18 protein-coding genes are annotated in these 19,193 nt (G+C 60.9%); 12 read left to right on the top strand and 6 right to left on the bottom strand.

What is annotated here, in order from left to right; translation table 11 throughout:
* Window positions 1-59 precede the first annotated feature (59 nt).
* Window positions 60-1,466, bottom strand: coding sequence for a DEAD/DEAH box helicase (locus GCM43_RS02605; protein ID WP_152241918.1), 1,407 nt, complete (start codon window positions 1,464-1,466; stop codon window positions 60-62).
* A gap of 416 nt (window positions 1,467-1,882) precedes the next feature.
* Complete coding sequence (locus GCM43_RS02600; protein ID WP_152241917.1) at window positions 1,883-3,295, bottom strand: transglycosylase SLT domain-containing protein; 1,413 nt, start codon at window positions 3,293-3,295, stop codon at window positions 1,883-1,885.
* 314 nt (window positions 3,296-3,609) lie between these two features.
* On the opposite strand from GCM43_RS02600, the gene GCM43_RS02595 reads away from it, so the two are divergent.
* The gene (locus GCM43_RS02595) at window positions 3,610-4,191 is read left to right on the top strand and encodes a DUF1415 domain-containing protein (protein WP_152241916.1); all 582 of its coding nucleotides are present in this window, start codon (window positions 3,610-3,612) and stop codon (window positions 4,189-4,191) included.
* Window positions 4,188-4,391, top strand: coding sequence for a DUF1289 domain-containing protein (locus GCM43_RS02590; RefSeq protein WP_152241915.1), 204 nt, complete (start codon window positions 4,188-4,190; stop codon window positions 4,389-4,391). Before GCM43_RS02595 ends, GCM43_RS02590 begins: the two co-directional genes overlap by 4 nt.
* A gap of 146 nt (window positions 4,392-4,537) precedes the next feature.
* On the opposite strand, the gene GCM43_RS02585 is transcribed toward GCM43_RS02590, so the two are convergent.
* A complete protein-coding gene (locus GCM43_RS02585; protein ID WP_193315508.1) occupies window positions 4,538-5,044 on the bottom strand; it encodes a DUF1993 domain-containing protein in 507 nt (168 codons plus the stop codon).
* Between the two features lie 265 nt (window positions 5,045-5,309).
* Here GCM43_RS02585 and GCM43_RS02580 point away from each other — a divergent pair, with 265 nt between their 5' ends.
* Window positions 5,310-8,426 carry an EAL domain-containing protein gene (locus tag GCM43_RS02580; RefSeq protein WP_152241913.1) on the top strand — a complete coding sequence of 1,039 codons (3,117 nt, stop codon included), beginning with the start codon at window positions 5,310-5,312 and terminating at the stop codon, window positions 8,424-8,426.
* A gap of 15 nt (window positions 8,427-8,441) precedes the next feature.
* Window positions 8,442-10,715: a xanthine dehydrogenase family protein molybdopterin-binding subunit gene (locus GCM43_RS02575; RefSeq protein ID WP_152241912.1), complete on the top strand. Its 2,274-nt coding sequence runs from the start codon at window positions 8,442-8,444 to the stop codon at window positions 10,713-10,715.
* 6 nt (window positions 10,716-10,721) lie between these two features.
* Here the strand turns inward: GCM43_RS02575 and GCM43_RS02570 are convergent, their stop codons facing one another.
* Window positions 10,722-11,147 carry a thioredoxin family protein gene (locus GCM43_RS02570; protein ID WP_152241911.1) on the bottom strand — a complete coding sequence of 142 codons (426 nt, stop codon included), beginning with the start codon at window positions 11,145-11,147 and terminating at the stop codon, window positions 10,722-10,724.
* A 173-nt stretch (window positions 11,148-11,320) separates the two neighbouring features.
* Between GCM43_RS02570 and GCM43_RS02565 the strand changes: the two genes are divergently transcribed.
* Window positions 11,321-12,238 (top strand): 23S rRNA (adenine(2030)-N(6))-methyltransferase RlmJ, encoded by a 918-nt coding sequence (locus tag GCM43_RS02565; protein ID WP_152241910.1) that lies wholly within the window; start codon window positions 11,321-11,323, stop codon window positions 12,236-12,238.
* A 12-nt stretch (window positions 12,239-12,250) separates the two neighbouring features.
* Here GCM43_RS02565 and GCM43_RS02560 read toward each other — a convergent pair whose 3' ends face one another.
* Window positions 12,251-13,036, bottom strand: coding sequence for an SAM-dependent methyltransferase (locus GCM43_RS02560; RefSeq protein ID WP_152241909.1), 786 nt, complete (start codon window positions 13,034-13,036; stop codon window positions 12,251-12,253).
* An 84-nt stretch (window positions 13,037-13,120) separates the two neighbouring features.
* Window positions 13,121-13,729, bottom strand: a complete 609-nt coding sequence (locus tag GCM43_RS02555; RefSeq protein ID WP_152241908.1) for a Maf-like protein — start codon at window positions 13,727-13,729, stop codon at window positions 13,121-13,123.
* A 108-nt stretch (window positions 13,730-13,837) separates the two neighbouring features.
* On the opposite strand from GCM43_RS02555, the gene GCM43_RS02550 reads away from it, so the two are divergent.
* The 7 genes from GCM43_RS02550 (at window position 13,838) to acpP (ending at window position 19,175) form a co-directional block, all read left to right on the top strand.
* Window positions 13,838-14,335, top strand: a complete 498-nt coding sequence (locus tag GCM43_RS02550; RefSeq protein ID WP_152241907.1) for a YceD family protein — start codon at window positions 13,838-13,840, stop codon at window positions 14,333-14,335.
* Window positions 14,336-14,522: 187 nt separating this feature from the next.
* Entirely contained in the window at window positions 14,523-14,705 is a 183-nt protein-coding gene (gene rpmF, locus GCM43_RS02545) for a 50S ribosomal protein L32 (protein WP_034749653.1), read from the top strand.
* 213 nt (window positions 14,706-14,918) lie between these two features.
* On the top strand, window positions 14,919-15,983 hold the full coding sequence (plsX, locus tag GCM43_RS02540) for a phosphate acyltransferase PlsX (protein ID WP_152241906.1): 1,065 nt from the start codon (window positions 14,919-14,921) through the stop codon (window positions 15,981-15,983).
* A gap of 15 nt (window positions 15,984-15,998) precedes the next feature.
* Complete coding sequence (locus GCM43_RS02535) at window positions 15,999-16,997, top strand: beta-ketoacyl-ACP synthase III (protein ID WP_152241905.1); 999 nt, start codon at window positions 15,999-16,001, stop codon at window positions 16,995-16,997.
* Window positions 16,998-17,028: 31 nt separating this feature from the next.
* On the top strand, window positions 17,029-17,970 hold the full coding sequence (gene fabD / locus GCM43_RS02530) for an ACP S-malonyltransferase (RefSeq protein WP_152241904.1): 942 nt from the start codon (window positions 17,029-17,031) through the stop codon (window positions 17,968-17,970).
* A gap of 38 nt (window positions 17,971-18,008) precedes the next feature.
* Window positions 18,009-18,758 carry a 3-oxoacyl-ACP reductase FabG gene (gene fabG, locus GCM43_RS02525; protein ID WP_193315516.1) on the top strand — a complete coding sequence of 250 codons (750 nt, stop codon included), beginning with the start codon at window positions 18,009-18,011 and terminating at the stop codon, window positions 18,756-18,758.
* Window positions 18,759-18,935: 177 nt separating this feature from the next.
* Window positions 18,936-19,175, top strand: coding sequence for an acyl carrier protein (acpP, locus tag GCM43_RS02520; RefSeq protein WP_152241902.1), 240 nt, complete (start codon window positions 18,936-18,938; stop codon window positions 19,173-19,175).
* The last annotated feature ends 18 nt before the right edge of the window (window positions 19,176-19,193 follow it).

The raw sequence follows: 19,193 nt of genomic DNA, 5'->3' as shown, positions 1-19,193 counted from the left end.
CTCTGGTGGCCGTTTTTTTCATGCTGCGCCGGTCGCGGCGCAGATGCCATCAACCGTGATTAACGGTCGCCGTAGCTGCGGCGTGCGCCGTCGGTGCTGCGCGGGTTGGAACCCTTGTAGCCGCCGCCGGTGCTCGGTGCGCCGTCTTTGCGTGGTGCGCCCGGTTTGCTGAAGGTGCGCTGGCCTGGCTTGGCGCCGCTGCGGTTATCGCCTGGTTTCCAGCCGCCTGGACGGGCGCTCGAACGTGGCGCCGACGCGGTTTTCTTCGGCTCGAAGCCTTCGATCACGTTGACCGGAATCAGTTGCTTGGTAAAACGCTCGATGCGCTTGACGTTCATGCCTTCGGCGTGGTTGACCAGCGAGATTGCCAGGCCATTGCGGCCGGCACGGCCGGTACGGCCGATACGGTGCACATAGTCTTCCGGGAACTTCGGCAGGTCGTAGTTGAACACGTGGGTAATGGTCGGTACGTCGATGCCGCGGGCGGCAACGTCGGTAGCTACCAGCACCTTGACATGGCCACGACGCATGCCGTCGAGCGTGCGGTTACGCGCGCCCTGGTGCATGTCGCCGTGCAGCGCGGCAGCCGAGAAACCGGCGATGTTCAGGCGGTCGGCAATGGTGTCGGCGTCACGCTTGGTGGCGGTAAACACCACAGCCTGGTCGAGCGAATCGTCGCGCAGCAGGTGGTCCAGCAGGCGATTCTTGTGCGACAGATCGTCGACAAAGTGCACGCGCTGGGTGATGTTTTCATGCTTGTTGGTCGAGCTCGCCACCTGGATGATCATCGGGTTCTTGGTGATGCGGCGGGCCATATTGCCAACCACGCCGTCGAGCGTTGCCGAGAACAGCATGGTCTGGCGGCCTTCCGGTGTCGCTTCAACGATTTTTTCGATATCGTCGATAAAGCCCATGTCGAGCATGCGGTCAGCTTCGTCCAGTACCAGGATTTCCAGTTGCGAGAAATCGATCTTGCCCGATTCCATATGGTCGATCAGACGGCCTGGGGTAGCAACCAGGATTTCCGGGTTCTTGGCCAGCAATTGCATCTGTTTAGGGTAAGGCATGCCGCCCAGAATCGACACAGCCTTGATGCGGCGAATGCCGGTGCTGTACTTGTCGGTATTGGTGGTCACTTGCAGTGCCAGTTCGCGCGTTGGCGTCAGAACCAGCATTTTTGGCGTGGCAGCCTTGAAACGTGGACGTTCGCCACGGGCGCGGGCAGCCTGCATGTCCTGGTTGGCGGTACGGCCGGCTGCGCTTTGTTCGGCGCTGGCCAGTTTGTGCAGCGACGGCAGCATGAACGCTGCGGTCTTGCCCGAACCGGTCTGCGACGAGACCAGCAGGTCACGGCCTTCGATCGCGGCAGGAATCGCTTGCGACTGGACCGCGGTTGGCGCGGTGTAGCCCGATTCGGTCAGAGCGGCGAGGATGGACGGATGCAGGCCTAAGGATTCAAATGTCATTCTTTTTTTCTTTCGTGAAAATCAGCGTTCTTGCAAAAAGCAGAACGCAAAATAGCAACGCCAACCAAAACGAAATGACTCGAATAAAAAGAAATTTCGGCACAAAAGCTTTGCGCCGGGACGGTGTCAGGTGCGACACACAAGGCGGGAGGGCTTTATAAGGCAACATCCGGTGGATGCGCCAAGGCTTGCGAAGCTGCTAGTTTGATATTGCATGATGCTGCGGGGTTGCTTTTTGCAAAGCATATTGCAGCGCACAACGACACTATACCGTATTTTCATCGGTTTTGCACGGCTTATCTGTACAGCGGCGTTCCGGGCGCGCATTTTTGCCGTCCATTGTGGCGTGGGCAAGTAAAACCGGCCGCGACAGCAGAGCTGTGGCGGCCGGCAAGGTCAGTGCGCAATGGCATTGATCAATGGCGTGCCTTGGCGCGGTTGTTGCTGCCGCCACGGGCGATGCGCGGCTTGACCAGCGAGATCGGCGTAGCCTTGGACTTGCCGCCCTTGGCCACATGGCGCGAGTTCTTGCTGGCGCGCTCGGGACGATCCGCTTCAAACAGTATCTTGGCGTTGTCGGCGATGTCCTGGGTGATATTCATGTTCATGGTGGCCGACGTCTTGGGCACCAGGATGGTCGAGCCGGCGCGCAGGCTCGTGCGTTGCGGAATATTGTTAGCCTGGCGCAGCACATCGGCCGTGGTGCCGAACTTCGAGGCCAGCGTTTCGATGCGTTCGCGTGCGCTGGTGATCTTGTGCGTGGTCCAGCTCGACAGGGCATGGCCCCATTGCGCCAGGTTGCTGGTGAACTTGGCCGCGTTTTCCTGGGGCAGCAAAATCTTGGTTTTTTCGCCACCGATAATGACCGGGCGATTGAACTGCGGATTGAGCGCCTTGAATTCATCCATCGACAGCTCGGCCAGCTGCGCCGCGACGGTCACATCGATGTCGCTGGTTTTGTCGATGGCGGTAAAGTAGGGGTGATTGTCGACCACCGGCAGCGTCAGGCCATATTGGGCCGGGTTGCCGATAATGTTCTTTACCGCCTGCAGCTTGGGCACGTAATTGCGCGTTTCGGCCGGCATCAGGTCGGCCAGGCTTTCAAAGTCGGTCGGCTTGCCCAGCGACTGGTTTTTCTTGATGGCGCGCTGAACCGAACCTTCGCCCCAGTTGTACGCAGCCAGTGCCAGTTGCCAGTCGCCAAACATGTCATACAGGCGCTGCAGATAAGTGAGCGCCGCATCGGTCGAGGCCAGCACGCCGCGGCGCTCGTCCTTGAACATGTTCTGTTTCAGATTGAAGTCGCGTCCGGTGGCCGGCACGAACTGCCACATGCCGGCCGCATTGGCGCTCGAGAACGCCTGCGGATTGAAGGCCGATTCAATGAATGGCAGCAGCGCCAGTTCGGTAGGCATGCCGCGCTTTTCCAGCTCCTGCACCACGTGGAAGATATAGCGCGAGGCGCGCGCCGTGGTGCGGGCGATATAGTCGGGACGCGTGGCGTACCAGTTGACGTGGTTGGCCACCAGCTGGTTATTAATGTCGGGAATCGCATAGCCGCTGCGGATGCGGCCCCAGACATCGGCTTCGCGCAAAGGGTCGGAACTGTCGCTGAGATTTTTCATCAGGCGATCCGTCTTTTGCAGGCGATTGTCGAGGGTGGGGAGGTTGGCCGTGACCTGGGCGGTCATCGGAATCAGGGCGGGGTTGGCAGCGGCGACTGGCGCGTAATCGCTCTCAACACCGGTGTCGTTCGCCTGGCTGAAGGCCGGCACCAGGGCCAGCACCAACGCTGCCAGAGCGCCAGATTTAAAGGAGTTTTCGTGCATATTATTCCATTGTTGTCGTCGGAGAAACATCGGACTGACGCATGAGCAAGCAGCGAGTGTACGTATTTCCACATGCCGGAGTCAAGAATTATGTCAGTTCGATGACGGCTTGCGGGGAAGTTTCCATTCGCTAATCATGCGAAAAATACCAATTAAATTTGCCCGTTTCGCTGTTCGGCCGCTGTTATAGCATAGCCGGGGCAGGGGCTGTCGCAAGGTTAGCGGCGCGTGGGTATGAGCTTGCGCAAAGTATGCGTACAATTTGACTTTGGCCGGCGTCTTGCCGGTTGCGTTTATTGAAAGAAGCCTGTTATATGACTACCCCGCCGCGCCACGAAGACGACAACGCCGTGATCATTGCCAATACCGTCGAGTGGCTGGAAAAGGCCGTGATCGGCCTGAACCTGTGTCCGTTTGCCAAGGCCGTGCATGTCAAGCAGCAGATCCGCTATGTGGTGTGCGATTCGGCCAATCCCGAAGAACTGCTGGCGCTGCTGATGGATGAATTGCAGCTGCTGGCCGATACCAGCCCGGAAGAAATCGACACCACCTTGCTGATTCATCCGTATGCGCTCAACGATTTTCTGGACTACAACGAGTTTCTCGACGTTGTCGAAGCTGCAGTGGAAGACATGCAGCTCGATGGCGAACTGCAGGTAGCGAGTTTTCATCCGCAATACCAGTTTGCCGAAACGTTTGATGACGATATCAGCAACTTCACCAACCGTTCGCCGTATCCGACGCTGCATCTGCTGCGCGAAGACAGCATCGAGCGCGCGGTCGAGGCCTTTCCCGAGGCTTCCGAGATTTTCGACAAGAATATCGCCACGCTGGAAAAGCTGGGCTTGGACGGCTGGCAGAAGCTGGGCCTCTACCAGCATGTGGTGGCCAAATGAGCGACGAGCTGTGCGACGCCTTGCCGGAACGGCCCGATACACCGTGCGTGGCGGTCTGCTCGACTACCTTCGATGAAATATGCCGCGGCTGTGGTCGCACCGTGGTGGAGGTGGCGCACTGGGTGTCGATGAGCGCGCAGGAAAAAGAAGCGGTGTGGGTGCGCATCCTGGCGCAGGGGTATCCGCGCAGGAATAGCTGAGAAAGACGTGGCGTGCTGCCCGCCTGTCCGTGATGTCATCCGACAATACCGCAGACGCCAACAATGTTGTCGGATTACGGCCCCTGCGGGGCCTAATCCGACCTACGTCCGACCCGACAATGGCGTAGGTCGGACCCGGCAGCCGATTAATAACTGCCGATAAAATCTTTCTTGCCAATCTCGATGCCGTTATGGCGCAGGATGTCGTAGGCGGTGGTGGCGTGGAAGAAGAAGTGCGGCAGCGCGTAGTGAAACAGATAGGTCTGGCCCGTGAAGTGTTTGGTTTTCTCGCCGCTGCCGGTGGTGATGGCGCGCGTTTCGCTGCCTTCGATATCGGCTTGCGGCAGGCTTTCCAGGAAGACGATGGTCTTGACGATGCGCGCTTTCAGTTCGGCAAAGCTCTGTTCGCTGTCTTCATACGGTGGCACGGCCACGCCGGCCAGGCGCGCGCCGCAGCCCTTGGCGAAATCGGTGGCGATCTGGATCTGGCGCACGAACGGCAGCATGTCGGGGAACAGGCGGTAGTGCAGCAGCGCGGCCGGATCAATCTTTTTATCCTGCACATGTGCTTCGGCCTTGTCGAGGATGGTGGCCAGGCTGCCCAGTATCTGTTTGAAAACGGGGATCGATGCGGAATGGATGGAAAAGGTCATGATGGTTCCTCTTGGTAAAGTGGCGCGATCATAGCAAGGTGTGCGGTTTTTTGCTTGCCGTTGTCCTGGCTGCTATATTGTCAGGCATGCGCTGTGGTATCGAGCGCACAGATCAGCGGCTAGTTTTATTGCTTTATGGACAGGTATGTGACTTTGTGTGCATTTTCCATGCATAATTGCCGACAAGGAATTTCCTCCATCGCAGTGCTCCCCCGATAAAATCCGATGACCGTACGCTCGACCATCATTGCTCCGTGCCGCCGGCATGGCTGATTCCATTTTCCGTCGCTGGCGCGCCAGCCTGAACAACCTGTATGGTTCGTCGATCTATGGCGCGCTGATACTGGTGGTGCTGGGCGGCCTGGTGGTGCCCGCGCTGGTCGGCAGCTATCTGCTGGTCGGCGTGCACGAGCGGCAGTCGGCGCGCACCAGCCTCAATGAATCGCTGCAGCGCTATGTCGACATCCTGGCGCTGGGCATGCAGGAATCGCTGTGGAACATGAATGCCGAATCGGCCCGTTCGCTGGTCGAATCGGTGATGCGCGACCGCGCTGTGCTGGTGGTGCAGGTGACGGGCGTGGCCGATACCGAATTCATGCGCCTGCAGGCGCCGCAGCGCCCGGTCGGCAATGTTTTTCGCGCCGGGCGCGACATCGTGGTGCGCGGCGAACGCATCGGCCATGTAATGGTCGAAATGGACGATGCGCGCAGTCAGCAGGATCTGCGCGAAAAGCAGATCGCCTATATCTTTGTGCTGGGCGCGCAACTGGCCATCTCGATGGCGCTGATCGTGCTGTTCATGAATCGCCGCCTGCTCAGGCCCTTGCGTCGGCTGATGCGTTTTTCCGACCGCCTGTCGCATGGCGACTTCGATACGCCCTTGGTGCCCGACGGTAACGATGAGCTGGGCCGCCTGGCCGCGCAGCTTGAACGCATGCGCGCCGCCATCGGCCAGCTGTTCGAAGATATCGGCCAGCGCGAAGAGCGCTTTCGCACCATCGTCACGCAGGTGCCCGGCGCGGTGTTCCGCTACCGGCCCGACGGCCCCATCGATTTTGTCAGCGAGGCCATCGAGGACATTGCCGGCTACACGGCGCAGCAGTTCATGCGTGGCACCACCCATGCCTGGGTCGACCTGATCTGCCCGGAGGATCGCCGCAACCACCGGCGCGCCGTCAGGCAGGCGGTGGCCGAGGTGCAGCCCTACGCACTTGAATACCGCATTATCGACGCGGCCGGCATCGAGCGCTGGGTGGCGGAAAACGGCCAGCCGCAGGCCGGCGAGCAGGGCGTGGTGTGGGTCGACGGCATTATTGCCGACATCAGCCAGCGCAAGCACCATGAAATGCGCATCGAAGCGCTGCTGACCGAGCAAAGCGCGATACTCGACAACGTGATGTTCGGCGTGATGTTCGTGCGCCACCGCCGCATCGTGTCCGTCAATCGCCGCTGCGAAGAGCTGTTCGGCTATGGCCGCGATGAAATGGCGGGCCAGTCGACCGCCATCGTGTTTCCGACCTTGTATGACTTCGAGGAAGCAGGCGAGCGCCAGTATCCTGCCATGCGCGAGGGCGGCGACTTCAGCGAGGAGCGCCACTACAAGCGCCAGGACGGCAGCCTGTTCTGGGCGCTGGTCAGCGGCTGCGCGCTCGATCCGGCCCGTCCGGGCGAAGGCAGCATCTGGGTCTATGCCGACATTACGGCGCGCAAGGAGGCCGAGGAAAAACTGCGCCTGTCGGCAGCCGTGCTTGAACATATCGCCGACGGCGTGATGGTGGTCGATGTCGATGAAATGATCGTTGCCGTCAATCCGGCCTTTACGCAAATTACCGGCTACACCCAGGCCGAGGCGGTCGGCCTGCATTCATCGATGACGCGCTCGCAGCGTCATGACGATGCCTTTTACGTGACCATGTGGGACGAGCTGACCGGTACCGGTTTCTGGCGCGGCGAGATCTGGCGCCAGCGCAAGAACGGCGAGGTTTATCTGGAATGGCTGACCATCAGCGCGGTGCTCGACAACCGGGGTGCGCCGACGCATTACGTGGGCGTATTCAGCGACATCACCGCCATCAAACAGGCGCAGGAAAAGCTCGATCATATGGCCCATCACGATCCGCTGACTGCACTGCCCAATCGCCTGCTGTTCCACGACCGCCTGCAGCACGCCTTGCAGCGCGCTGCGCGCGATGGCGAGCAGCTGGCCATCCTGTTCATCGACCTGGACCGCTTCAAGAACGTCAACGATACGCTCGGTCACCATATCGGCGACGAACTGCTGCAGCAGGTGGCCAGTGAGCTGGCCGCGCGCCTGCGCGAAGGCGACACGCTGGCGCGCCTCGGTGGCGATGAATTCATCGTGCTGCTCGAAGGCGTCGATGGCCAGTTCGGCGCCAGCCAGGTGGCCGACAAGCTGGTGGCCATGTTCGAGCAGCCGTTCCTGGTGGCCGGCCACGAGCTGTTCGTGACCTGCAGCGTGGGCGTGAGCCTGTATCCGCATGACGCGCAGGATCTTAATATGCTGATCCGCAATGCCGACGTGGCCATGTACCAGGCCAAGGCGCGCGGGCGCAACGGCTACCGCTTCTATGCGCCGTCGATGACGGGCGAGGGCATGGAGCGCCTGCGGCTGGAAACGTTCCTGCGCCGCTCGCTGGAAAAGAACGAGATTTTCCTCAACTATCAGCCGCAGGTCGAGATCGACACGGGTCGCCTGATCGGCGTCGAGGCGCTGGTGCGCTGGAACCATCCGGAACTGGGCCTGGTGCCGCCGTCGCGCTTCATTGCGCTGGCCGAAGACAGCGGCTTTATCAACCAGCTGGGCAAGTGGGTGCTGGAAGAAGCGTGCCGCCAGATGCTGCGCTGGCAGCAGCAGGGCCTGCATGTGCCGAAAATGGCGGTCAACCTGTCGCTCAAGCAGTTCGAGCGCGGCAGCATCGCCGGCATGGTCGACGCCATCTTGCAGGAAACCGGCCTGGAGCCGCAGCGCCTGCAGCTGGAAGTGACCGAGTCGGTGATCATGAATACCAGCGATGCGCTCGGCTACATCAATGACCTGCACGCGATCGGCGTGGGGCTGGCCATCGATGACTTTGGCACCGGCTACTCGTCGCTGGCCTACCTCAAGCAGTTGCCGGTGCAGACGCTGAAGATCGACCGCTCGTTTATCAAGGATATTGCCAGCGACGCCGACGACGAAGCCATCACGATTGCCATTATCGAGCTGGGACGCAGCATGCAGCTGTCTGTGATTGCCGAAGGCGTGGAGACGCAGGAGCAGGCGGCATTTTTGCTGCGCCACGGCTGCCGCCTGGCGCAGGGCTATTTTTATAGCCGTCCGGTGACGGCGCACGATATAGTGGAGCGCTGGACCTCACTCTAAAGAAAAGGATGGCGCATGGCCGCACGACAATCGACTTCCCGCCGCCGTTTTCTGCTTGGCGGCCTGGGGCTTGGCGTGGCAGGCGTGGGCGCACTGGTGCTGGGTTGGGGCGTGCTGCCGCCGCGCCAGCGCCTGTATGGCAGCGCGCCGCTGCCGGTCGGAGGCGGTGCGGTAGCGCTCAATGGGTGGCTGGCGATCCGTCCTGACGGCAAGGTGCTGCTGGCCATGCCGCGCAGCGAAATGGGGCAGGGCGTGCATACCGCGCTGCCGATGCTGGTGGCCGAAGAGCTGGACGTGGCGCTCGATAACATCGAGCTGATCCAGGCGCCCATCGACAAAATCTTCGGCAATATCACGCTGCTGCGCGACGGCCTGCCGTTTCATCCTGACGACCGCGGCCGCACCCGCGCCCTGGTTGAATGGACGGTGGCCAAGGCGGCGCGCGAGCTGGGCGTGATCGTGACGGGCGGCTCGTCGAGCGTGAAGGACGCCTGGCAGCCGATGCGCGAGGCCGGCGCCGCCGCTCGCGCCATGTTGGTCCAGGCCGCAGCGCAAGCATGGCAGGTCGCCCCCACGCAATGCACGACCAAGGATGGTGCCGTGCTGCATGCCGACGGCCGGCGCGCCAGCTACGCCAGCCTGGCAGGGCAGGCGGCCGGCATCGATCCGGGCAAGCCAGTGCTCAAGACGCCCGAACAATTCAGGCTGATCGGGCGCAGTGCACCGCGCCGCGATACGCCATCGAAGGTCGATGGCAGCGCCGTGTTCGGCATCGATGCGCGCCCGCCCGGCCTGTTGTACGCCAGCCTGCAGCTGGCGCCGCGCCTGGGCGACACGCTTGCCGGTTTTGACGCCGCACCGGTGCTGGCCATGTCCGGTGTGCGCAAGGTGCTCGACCTGTCCGGCGCGCTGAAGAACCGCAGCGCGCCGTGCGTGGCGGTGGTGGCAGCCAGCTACTGGCAGGCAAAGCAGGCGGCCTCAGCGTTGGCGGTGCAGTGGCAGGCTGGCGCTGGCGCTGCTTTGTCGAGCCAGGCCATTTTTGCCGACTTTGCGCGCCGGCTCGACAGCGAGGCGGGCTATACCTATCACGCCAGCGGCAAGGTCGACGATCCGTCGCAGCAGTCGCTGCGTGAAGTGAAAGCCGAATACCGCGCGCCGTTCCTGGCGCACGCCACCATGGAGCCGGTCAACTGCACCGCGCAGGTCAAAGACGGTAAAGTGCGCCTGTGGGCCTCGACCCAGGCGCCCGGCATTGCAGTGGAAGCGGCGGCCAAAGTGGCCGGGGTCGCTGCCAGCGACGTCAGCATCGAGGTGCTGCTGCTCGGTGGCGGCTTTGGCCGGCGCCTGGAAGTCGATATGGTGGCGCAGGCGGTGGCCATTGCGCTGCAATGCGACGGCGCGCCGGTGCAATTGATCTGGACCCGCGAACAGGATACTGCGCACGATATGTACCGTCCGGCGGCACTGGCGCGCTTTGCCGCGCGGCTCGATGCGCAAGGGCGCATTGCGGCCTGGGACAACAAGTCGGTCAGCGCCTCGATCACGCACCAGTATTTGCAGCGCAACTTCGGCCTGCCCGGCATGGGGCCGGACAAGACCACCGCCGAAGGCGAGTTCGACATGCCTTATGAGATCGCCAACCAGCGTATCGCCCATGTGATTGCCGACAGCGCAGTTCCAGTCGGCTACTGGCGCTCGGTCGGCCATTCGCATAATGCGTTTTTCAAGGAAAGCTTTATCGACGAATTGGCGCATGCGGCCGGCCAGGACAGCGTGGCCTACCGGCGCGCCATGCTGGCGCAGCACCCGCGCCACCTGGCCGTGCTCGACGCGGCCGTGGCCCGGGCTGGCCAGGCCCCGGCCGGCAGTGCGCATGGCGTGGCACTGCACCAGTCATTTGGCAGCATCGTGGCGCAAGTGGCGCAGGTGTCGGTGGACAACGGCGAGATCCGCGTGCAGCGCGTGGTCTGCGTGATCGACTGCGGCCTGGCCGTCAATCCCGATATCATCGAGCAGCAGATGGAGTCGGCGGTGGTATTCGGCCTGTCGGCCGCATTGGGCGGCGAGATCACGTTCAAGGATGGCAAGGTCGAGCAAAGCAATTTCCACGACTATCCGGTGCTGCGCATGGGCCAGGCGCCGCAGGTCGACACCATCATCATGCCCAGCCTGGAGGCGCCCGAAGGCGTGGGCGAGCCGGGTACGCCGCCGATTGCGCCGGCCGTGGCCAATGCCCTGTTCAAGCTGACCGGCCAGCGCCTGCGCAGCCTGCCGCTGCGACTGCCGTAAGCTGTTTTAGCCGGGTTCTGCCAGCAGCGTGCGCAAATTGCAGTCGCGCTGCCAGTTGCGCCGCTCGTCGCTGCTGAGCGCCTGGGCGGCCAGTTCGTCGGCGCTGAGCGCCTGCTGCGCCGTGATCATGCGGTGCGCCAGGCTGCCGTCGGGCAGCACGGTGCCAAAGAAGGCCACGTTGTCGTCATGCTGGATCAGCAGGGTAGGGAAGTTGTCGATATCGAGGTCACCCACCACATCGGCCTGGTCTTCGATATCGATCCAGACAAACTGCATGTCCGGATGGCGCGCCGCCAGTTCCTCGAAAGTGTGGCGGTAAGTGCCGCAGGTGCCGCACCATTGCGCGCATAAACAGGCCACGCTCCAGCGCGGGCCGGCCAGGCTGGCGGCGATCTCGGCGCGGTTGTCGGTAGTTAAGGTCAGACTATGCATGGTTTTGCTGGCGGCGCACGGGCGCAGCGGCCAAAAGCGCGTATTTTACTCCGGCCTGCGCATTGCTTGCGGCCGAGGCCGCCGGCCTGGCCGGTGTTTTTTGATATGCATGGCGTTTCTGGTGGATAATGCTGCCAATTGCACGCCCATTTTATTTTAGGAACAGTCAGTTTATGTTGAGTTATCGTCACGCTTTTCACGCAGGCAACCATGCCGATGTGTTGAAGCATTATGTCCAGATCCAGTTGCTCAAGTATCTGAATCAGAAGGACACCGCCTACAGTTATATCGATACCCATTCGGGCGCCGGCGTGTATGCGCTCGACGGCGGTTATGCGTCGAAAAACGCCGAGTATGAGACCGGCATCGCGCCGCTGTGGGATCGCACCGACCTGCCTGAATCGCTGGCCGAGTATGTGAATCTGATCAAGGAAATGAATCCGAGCGGCAAGATGCGCTACTACCCAGGTTCGCCGTACTGCGCCGACCAGGTTAGCCGCGAGCAGGATCGTTTGCGCCTGTTCGAGCTGCATCCGGCCGACGCCAAGATTCTGGCCGACAATTTCCGCAAGGTCGAAGCCCATGCGCAGGCCCAGGGCGAGCGTCCGACCGTGCGCGGCAAGCGCGTGATCATTACCAAGGCCGACGGTTTCCAGAGCCTGAAAGCGCTGCTGCCGCCGCCGTCGCGCCGCGCGCTGGTGCTGATCGACCCGCCGTATGAAGACAAGATGGATTACCGCAAGGTCAAGGACACGCTGGCCGAAGCGCTGGGCCGCTTTCCGACCGGCACGTACGCGGTCTGGTATCCGGTGCTGCAGCGCATGGAGTCGCGCCAGTTTGCCGACAAGCTCAAGCAACTGCCGTCAGCCGAGTGGCTGCACGTGACGCTGACGGTCAATACGCCATCGCCGGACGGCTTTGGCTTGCACAGCAGCGGCATGTTCATTCTTAATCCGCCGTACACCCTGGAGCCGATGCTGCGCGAAGTAATGCCTTACCTGGTCAAGGTGCTGGGCCGCGATGACGGCGCCAAATTTGTGCTGGAAACCGGCAAGGGCGGCGTGAAAAATACCGGTACGCGCCGCATCTGATGCGTCTGGGGCTTATTGGCCCAGCAGTAAAAATACCGTGGGCTTCTTGTGGAAGTCCGGCGCCTGGCCTGCCGCCAGGCGTTTTTTCCACTGGCCGGCATTGCTGGTCTGGATGCTTTCCGTGGAAAGGCTGAGGTCGGTTGCCACGCAGATCAGCGTCGACGGCTGGCACTGCGCCACCAGTGCTTCAAGCATGGCGGCGTTGCGGTACGGCGTTTCAATAAACAGTTGTGTCTGTTTTTCCGCGCGCGAACGGTTTTCCAGCTCCTTGATGCGCTTGGCGCGCAGCGCCGCGTCGGTCGGCAGATAGCCGTTGAAGGCAAAGCTCTGGCCGTTCAGGCCGCTACCCATCACCGCCAGCAGGATCGATGAAGGCCCCACCAGCGGGCGCACGCGGATGCCGTGCTGGTGCGCCAGGCGCACCAGGTCGGCGCCCGGGTCGGCCACAGCCGGTACACCCGCTTCCGACACCAGTCCCGCATCGCGCCCCGCCAGCAGCGGCGCCAGCAAACCGGCCAGCGCCTGCGCCGGGGTATTGACGTTCAGTTCCGAAATCGTCATTTCCTGCAAGGGCCTGGCCAGCGGATGCTGTATGCCGACCAGTTTTAAAAAGGCGCGCGCCGTCTTGGCGTTTTCAGCCACGAAATAATCGAGCTGCGAAGTGATGCGGCGCACCTCGTCGGGAATAATATGCGCCAGCGCGTCGGGTGGCGCGTCGGTCGGCGCATCGGCCAGAACTTCGGACAGGCCGAGGTGGTTGGGGATCAGGTACAGCGTGCCAGTTGCTTGTGAGTTCATGGTCAGTCGTGTTGTAACCCTGGCAGCGAAAGGCCGGAGTCGAACCCTCAGGGTCCGACTCCGGTTCCTGCCTTGGGTTGGATTTCAGGTGTTAAAAAAAACCGCTCCCGCGCGCCGCAGCATACCCGTCAGCGCAATCAGTGGCAGCCCGGTCAGGGCGGTAGGGTCGGTACTGTCGATGCGTTCGAGGATGGCGATGCCCAGCCCCTCGTTCTTGGCGCTGCCGGCGCAGTCGTACGGCTGCTCGATGCGCAGGTAGGCATCGAGTTCGGCATCCGGCAAATCGCGCACGGTAACCAGCGTTTGCACGTCTTCGATCTGCGCATGAGGGGTTGCTCCGCGTCCGTCGAGCAGGCACAGCGCCGTATGGAAGATGACCTGGCGTCCGCGCATGGTCTGCAGTTGCAGCAGGGCGTTGGCGTGGTTGCCCGGCTTGCCGATCTGCGCGCCATCGAGCGTGGCGACCTGGTCCGAGCCGATCACCAGGCTGCCGGGAAAACGTTGCAGCACAGCCTCGGCCTTGGCGTGGGCCAGGCGTAGCGCGGTGGCGCTGGGGCTTTCGCCGTCGAGCGGACGTTCGTCGAGGTCGGGTACGGCCACCTCGAACGGTAGTTGCAGGCGCGACAGCAGTTCTCTGCGGTAGCTGGAACTGGAGGCAAGAATCAGGCGCAAAGGAGAAGAATTTGGTATCATTCGGTAAACAATCAGCAGGCCGCTGGCGCAAAAAAATGCGTGCAAGTCTTTGACTCGGCGTTGAAAACCCTGTTATTATCGCAGGTTTTCCGGGGAAATTTTCTGCCAATGAATGCTTTTGTGATCGACGCCTTTGATTTTTCCCGTGTCGGTGCAAGCCGCGAAGGCGTAACGCCGGTTGCCGAAATGACCCGGTTGACCAAGGATTGCGCGGACAATTCCGGTGAGATTTCCTGGAAGATTGTCGGCAGCACCAGCAAGCAGGGATACCCTGAGCTGACCTTGTCGGTCAGCGGCAAAGTCCAGCTGGTTTGCCAGCGCTGCCTGGCCCCGTTTGCCTATGATATCGATTCGTCGACCAGGCTGATGCTGGGCAAGGATGATGCGCATGCTGATGAAATCGAAGAAATCATTGCCGATGAATCGGTCGATGTGATCGTCGGCAGTCGCAGCATGGATGCCATGGCGCTGATCGAAGATGAAGCCTTGCTGGCCCTGCCGCAGGTACCCAAACACGATGTCTGCCCCGATACGGCGCAGCTCGATGCTCTCAAGACTGAAAAGAAATCGCCCTTTGCGGCGCTGAAAAGCTTGAAGCCAGAATAAGTAGTGGTAATGAACGTGTCAAACGCGTGTTGTAATCGAGTATGGCAATGTTGTAGTAGAAGTAGCAGTAATAAACGATGTCGGTACGGGCTGTTTTAGGATAGTCTATGCCGCTGGGATACTCGATTCGCATGTATTTGCTGGTCGAATGTGCTAAAATTTTAGAACTTATGTATTAGGAGTTATCATGGCAGTTCAACAGAACAAGAAAACCCCATCGAAGCGCGGTATGCACCGTTCGCACGATTTCCTGGTAGCGCCGCAATTGAGCGTCGAGCCAGTCACCGGCGAAACGCATATGCGTCACCACATCAGCCCTAACGGTTTCTACCGTGGCCGTAAAGTGTTGAAGACCAAAAACGACGAGTAATCGACGTTTTGTTGGGTAAGTCGAAAGCGGTGTTGCGTGGATGTTCAGCGTGGCGCCGCTTCTTCTTTTTTATCGGCTGCAATTGATCTTGCACACCGTCATTTTGAATCACGCTCACCGCGTCTGGTTCGTGCATGACACGATGCCATCGGCATATGTTTCAGTCCGATTCTCATCTTGCCGCAAGCCCGCAGCGGTATTGAATCAAAACAAATGACAATCAAAATATCTATCGACTGCATGGGCGGAGATCATGGTCCCTCAGTCACTATTCCTGCAGCAATTTCCTTTATCAAACAAGAGCCTGACGCCGAACTGATCCTGGTGGGATTGGAAGATGTGATCCGCGCCGAACTCAAGAAATACAAGGCCGACGCATTGCCGCGCCTGACGGTATTGCATGCCTCCGAACAAGTTACCATGGACGATCCGCTGGAAGTGGCCTTGCGCCGCAAGAAGGATTCGTCCATGCGCGTGGCCATTGAACAGGTCAAGAACAGCACGGCGCGAGCCTGCGTTTCCGCTGGCAACACTGCCGCCCTGATGGCCGTTTCGCGCTATGTCCTCAAAACCATGTCAGGCGTCGACCGCCCGGCCATCTGCAGCATCCTGCCCAATCAAAAGGGCGGCCCGACCTATATGCTCGACCTGGGCGCCAACGTCGACTGCGAACCGCATCACCTGCACCAGTTTGCCATCATGGGTTCGGTGCTGGTGTCGGCCATGGAAGGCATCGAACGCCCGACCATCGGCCTGCTCAACGTCGGTACCGAAGACATCAAGGGCAATGAGGTGGTCAAGCTGACCTCCAAGCTGCTGCAGGCCGACCATGACCGTGGCGCGCTCAATTTCTACGGCAACGTGGAAGGCAACGACATCTTCAAGGGCACCACCGATATCGTCGTGTGCGACGGTTTTGTCGGCAATGTGACATTGAAAGCCATCGAAGGCCTGGCGCGCTATTTCAAGCTGGTGCTGACGTCCGAATTCAAGCGTAATCCGATCACCATGCTCGGCGCCCTGATCGCGCGCACGGCTCTGAAGGCCATCGGCAACCGCCTGAACCCTTCGCGTTTCAATGGCGCCAGCCTGCTGGGCCTGCGCGGCCTGGTCTTCAAGAGCCACGGCGGCGCCGATGCCTATTCATTCGAGTGGGCGATTCGCCGCGCGCATGAGGCGGCCAAGAACGATGTGCAGGCGCACCTGGCCAGCATGATCGCCGAACTGATGCCGCGCACACCAGTGGAAGAACCTCAATCAACAAGCTCTAGCATTTAGTGGACGGATACGGGCATGACTGTTTTTAGCAGAACCTACAGCAAGATTATCGGTACCGGCAGCTATCTGCCGGAAAAGCGCGTGACCAACCAGGATCTGACGGAGCAGCTCGCTGCCAAGGGCATCGAGACGTCCGACGAATGGATCGTCTCGCGCAGCGGTATCTCGGCGCGCCACTACGCGGCGCCGACACAAAACTCCTCCGACCTGGGCGTGGAAGCGGCCAAAAAAGCGCTGGAAATGGCCGGCATCGAAGGCAATGACCTGGACCTGATCATCGTGGCCAGCTCGACCCCGGATTTCTTCGGCAGTTTTCCCAGCACCGCCTGCATCGTGCAGAACAAGCTGGGCATTACCAACAACTGCGCCGCCGTCGACGTGCAGGCTGTCTGCAGCGGCTTCGTCTATGCAGTGGCCACGGCCGACAGCTTTATCCAGTCTGGCATGCACAAGAACGTGCTGGTGATCGGCGCCGAAGTGTTTTCGCGCATCCTGGACTTTAACGACCGCAGCACCTGCGTGCTGTTTGGCGACGGCGCCGGCGCCATCGTCATGACGGCCTCGCAAGAGCCGGGTATCCTGGCCACCAAGCTGCATGCCGACGGCCGCCACTCCGATATCCTGAGCGTGCCCGGCAATGTGGCCGATGGCGCCCTGGCCGGCAGTGCCTTTTTGCATATGGATGGCCCGGCCGTGTTCAAGCTGGCTGTGTCGGTACTGGAAAAAGTCGCCCAGGAAGCGTTGACGCACGCCAATATGACGCAGGACCAGATCGACTGGCTGATCCCGCACCAGGCCAATATCCGCATCATGAACAGCACCGCCAAGAAGCTCGGCTTGCCGCTGGAAAAAATGGTGGTCACGGTTGACCAGCACGGCAATACCTCGGCTGCGTCGATCCCGCTGGCGCTCGATATCGCCGTGCGCGACGGTCGCGTCAAAAAGGGCGACAACGTGATGATGGAAGGCGTGGGCGGCGGCTTTACCTGGGGCGCCGTGCTCGCAAGAATGTAAGCTGCTGAGAAAAATATTAAACGGAGTCACCATGACAAAATTCGCATTTGTTTTCCCGGGCCAGGGCTCGCAAGCCATCGCCATGCTCGACGGCTTTGCCGGCAATGACATCGTCGCGCAAACCGTGGCCGAAGCGTCCGAAGCGCTCAAGCTCGACCTGGGCAAGCTGATTGCCGAAGGTCCGAAAGAAGAACTGGACCTGACCACCAATACCCAGCCGGTGATGCTGACGGCGGCCGTGGCGTTCTATCGCGCCTGGATCGCTGCCGGCGGCCCGCTGCCCAGCGTGGTCGCTGGTCACAGCCTCGGTGAATACTCGGCGCTGGTCGCTGCTGGCGTGATCGATTTCAAGGACGCCGTGCCGCTGGTGCGCTTCCGCGCGCAAGCCATGCAGGAAGCCGTGCCGGTCGGGCAGGGCACCATGGCGGTGGTACTGGGCCTGTCGGACGATGACGTACGCGCCGTCTGTGTCGAGGCCGCTGCCGAAAATACCGCGCTGGTGGTCGAGCCGGTCAACTTCAATGCGCCGGCGCAAGTCGTGATCGCCGGCCATACGGCAGCTGTCGAGCGCGCCTGTGAGTTGGCCAAGGCCAAAGGCGCCAAGCGCGCCATGAAACTGCCGGTATCGGCGCCGTTCCACTCCTCGCTGCTGAAACCGGCGTCGGACCGCCTGAGCGCCTATATGGCCGACCTGACGTTCTCGGCGCCGCAAATCGCCCTGATCAATAACGTCGATGTGGCCATCGTCAACGATCCGGCCGGCATCAAGCAGGCGCTGGTACGCCAGGCCGCCAGCCCGGTGCGCTGGGTCGAGACCATGCAGAAAGTCGCGGCTGACGGCATCACGCAAGTGATCGAATGCGGTCCGGGCAAGGTGCTGATGGGCCTGGCCAAGCGCATCGATCCGGTGCTGGTGGGCGACGCCATTGTCGACCAGGCATCGCTTGACCGTATTTTGACGCAGCTCAAATAAACTGCAGGCGGCAGCGCGACTGCCGTCTTTTAATAAGGATAACCATGAATTTAGCAAATCAAGTCGTGCTGGTCACCGGCGCTTCGCGCGGCATCGGCCGCGCCATCGCCGTCGAATTGGGCAAGCAGGGCGCCACCGTGGTCGGCACCGCCACCTCGGAAGCGGGTGCGCAGGCCATCAGCGACTACCTGACCGAAGCGGGCGTGGCCGGCAAGGGCCTGGTGCTGAACGTGACCGACGCGGCGCGTTGCGCAGCAGTCGTTGACGAAGTGCAGAAAACCTACGGCAGCCTGTCGGTGCTGGTCAACAACGCCGGCATCACGCAGGACCAATTGGCCATGCGCATGAAGGACGAAGAGTGGGACAGCGTCATTTCCACCAATCTGTCGGCGGTCGGCCGTTTGTCGCGCGCGGTACTGCGCGGGATGATGAAAGCGAAAACTGGGCGTATCATTAATATTACGTCGGTGGTGGCCTCGTCGGGCAATCCGGGGCAGATGAACTACGCGGCAGCCAAGGCTGGCGTGGAGGGCATGAGCCGCGCGCTGGCGCGTGAAATTGGCAGTCGCAACATTACCGTCAACTGCATCGCGCCAGGTTTTATCGATACCGACATGACCAAGGCGCTGAGCGAAGAGCAGCACGCCGCGCTGCTGACGCAAATTCCGCTGTCGCGTTTGGGCAAGCCGGAAGACGTGGCGGCGGCCGTGGCTTTCCTTGCTTCGCCGCAAGCGGCCTACATCACGGGCACCACCCTGCACGTGAATGGCGGCATGTATATGAATTGATGCGTATGCTGGACGAGAAGGCGGTTTGTGGCATGATGGAAACGTCTTTTTGTCTGAAATAGCATCTTTTAGCAGCAGCTTCGGCTGAAATAGCCGCAGACATTGAAATTAGTATTCGGACGCGCAAACCTGATAAAATGCGCGCACTTTCCGTAACACACACTTTGGAGCCATAACATGTCGGATATCGAACAACGCGTTAAGAAAATCGTCGCTGAGCAACTGGGCGTTGCAGAAGCAGACATCAAAATCGAATCCTCTTTCGTCGACGATCTGGGCGCCGATTCCCTGGACACCGTGGAACTGGTGATGGCCCTGGAAGATGAGTTCGAAATGGAAATCCCTGACGAACAAGCTGAAAAAATCACCACCGTGAAACAGGCGATCGACTACGCCACCGCCAACGTCAAGGCCTAAGGCTTCTGACTGACTTCA

Origin of the sequence: Janthinobacterium aquaticum (assembly GCF_009208565.1) — a bacterium.
In the GTDB taxonomy this organism is placed as follows: domain Bacteria; phylum Pseudomonadota; class Gammaproteobacteria; order Burkholderiales; family Burkholderiaceae_D; genus Janthinobacterium.
Note: the sequence above shows the minus strand (reverse complement) of the source record. Positions and strands in the feature narration are given on the sequence as shown.

Coding starts and splice junctions, on each gene's coding strand:
- GCM43_RS02605 (WP_152241918.1), bottom strand. CDS start 1,466: ATGACATTTGAATCCTTAGGCCTGCATCCGTCCATCCTCGCCGCTCTG.
- GCM43_RS02600 (WP_152241917.1), bottom strand. CDS start 3,295: ATGCACGAAAACTCCTTTAAATCTGGCGCTCTGGCAGCGTTGGTGCTG.
- GCM43_RS02595 (WP_152241916.1), top strand. CDS start 3,610: ATGACTACCCCGCCGCGCCACGAAGACGACAACGCCGTGATCATTGCC.
- GCM43_RS02590 (WP_152241915.1), top strand. CDS start 4,188: ATGAGCGACGAGCTGTGCGACGCCTTGCCGGAACGGCCCGATACACCG.
- GCM43_RS02585 (WP_193315508.1), bottom strand. CDS start 5,044: ATGACCTTTTCCATCCATTCCGCATCGATCCCCGTTTTCAAACAGATA.
- GCM43_RS02580 (WP_152241913.1), top strand. CDS start 5,310: ATGGCTGATTCCATTTTCCGTCGCTGGCGCGCCAGCCTGAACAACCTG.
- GCM43_RS02575 (WP_152241912.1), top strand. CDS start 8,442: ATGGCCGCACGACAATCGACTTCCCGCCGCCGTTTTCTGCTTGGCGGC.
- GCM43_RS02570 (WP_152241911.1), bottom strand. CDS start 11,147: ATGCATAGTCTGACCTTAACTACCGACAACCGCGCCGAGATCGCCGCC.
- GCM43_RS02565 (WP_152241910.1), top strand. CDS start 11,321: ATGTTGAGTTATCGTCACGCTTTTCACGCAGGCAACCATGCCGATGTG.
- GCM43_RS02560 (WP_152241909.1), bottom strand. CDS start 13,036: ATGAACTCACAAGCAACTGGCACGCTGTACCTGATCCCCAACCACCTC.
- GCM43_RS02555 (WP_152241908.1), bottom strand. CDS start 13,729: ATGATACCAAATTCTTCTCCTTTGCGCCTGATTCTTGCCTCCAGTTCC.
- GCM43_RS02550 (WP_152241907.1), top strand. CDS start 13,838: ATGAATGCTTTTGTGATCGACGCCTTTGATTTTTCCCGTGTCGGTGCA.
- rpmF (WP_034749653.1), top strand. CDS start 14,523: ATGGCAGTTCAACAGAACAAGAAAACCCCATCGAAGCGCGGTATGCAC.
- plsX (WP_152241906.1), top strand. CDS start 14,919: ATGACAATCAAAATATCTATCGACTGCATGGGCGGAGATCATGGTCCC.
- GCM43_RS02535 (WP_152241905.1), top strand. CDS start 15,999: ATGACTGTTTTTAGCAGAACCTACAGCAAGATTATCGGTACCGGCAGC.
- fabD (WP_152241904.1), top strand. CDS start 17,029: ATGACAAAATTCGCATTTGTTTTCCCGGGCCAGGGCTCGCAAGCCATC.
- acpP (WP_152241902.1), top strand. CDS start 18,936: ATGTCGGATATCGAACAACGCGTTAAGAAAATCGTCGCTGAGCAACTG.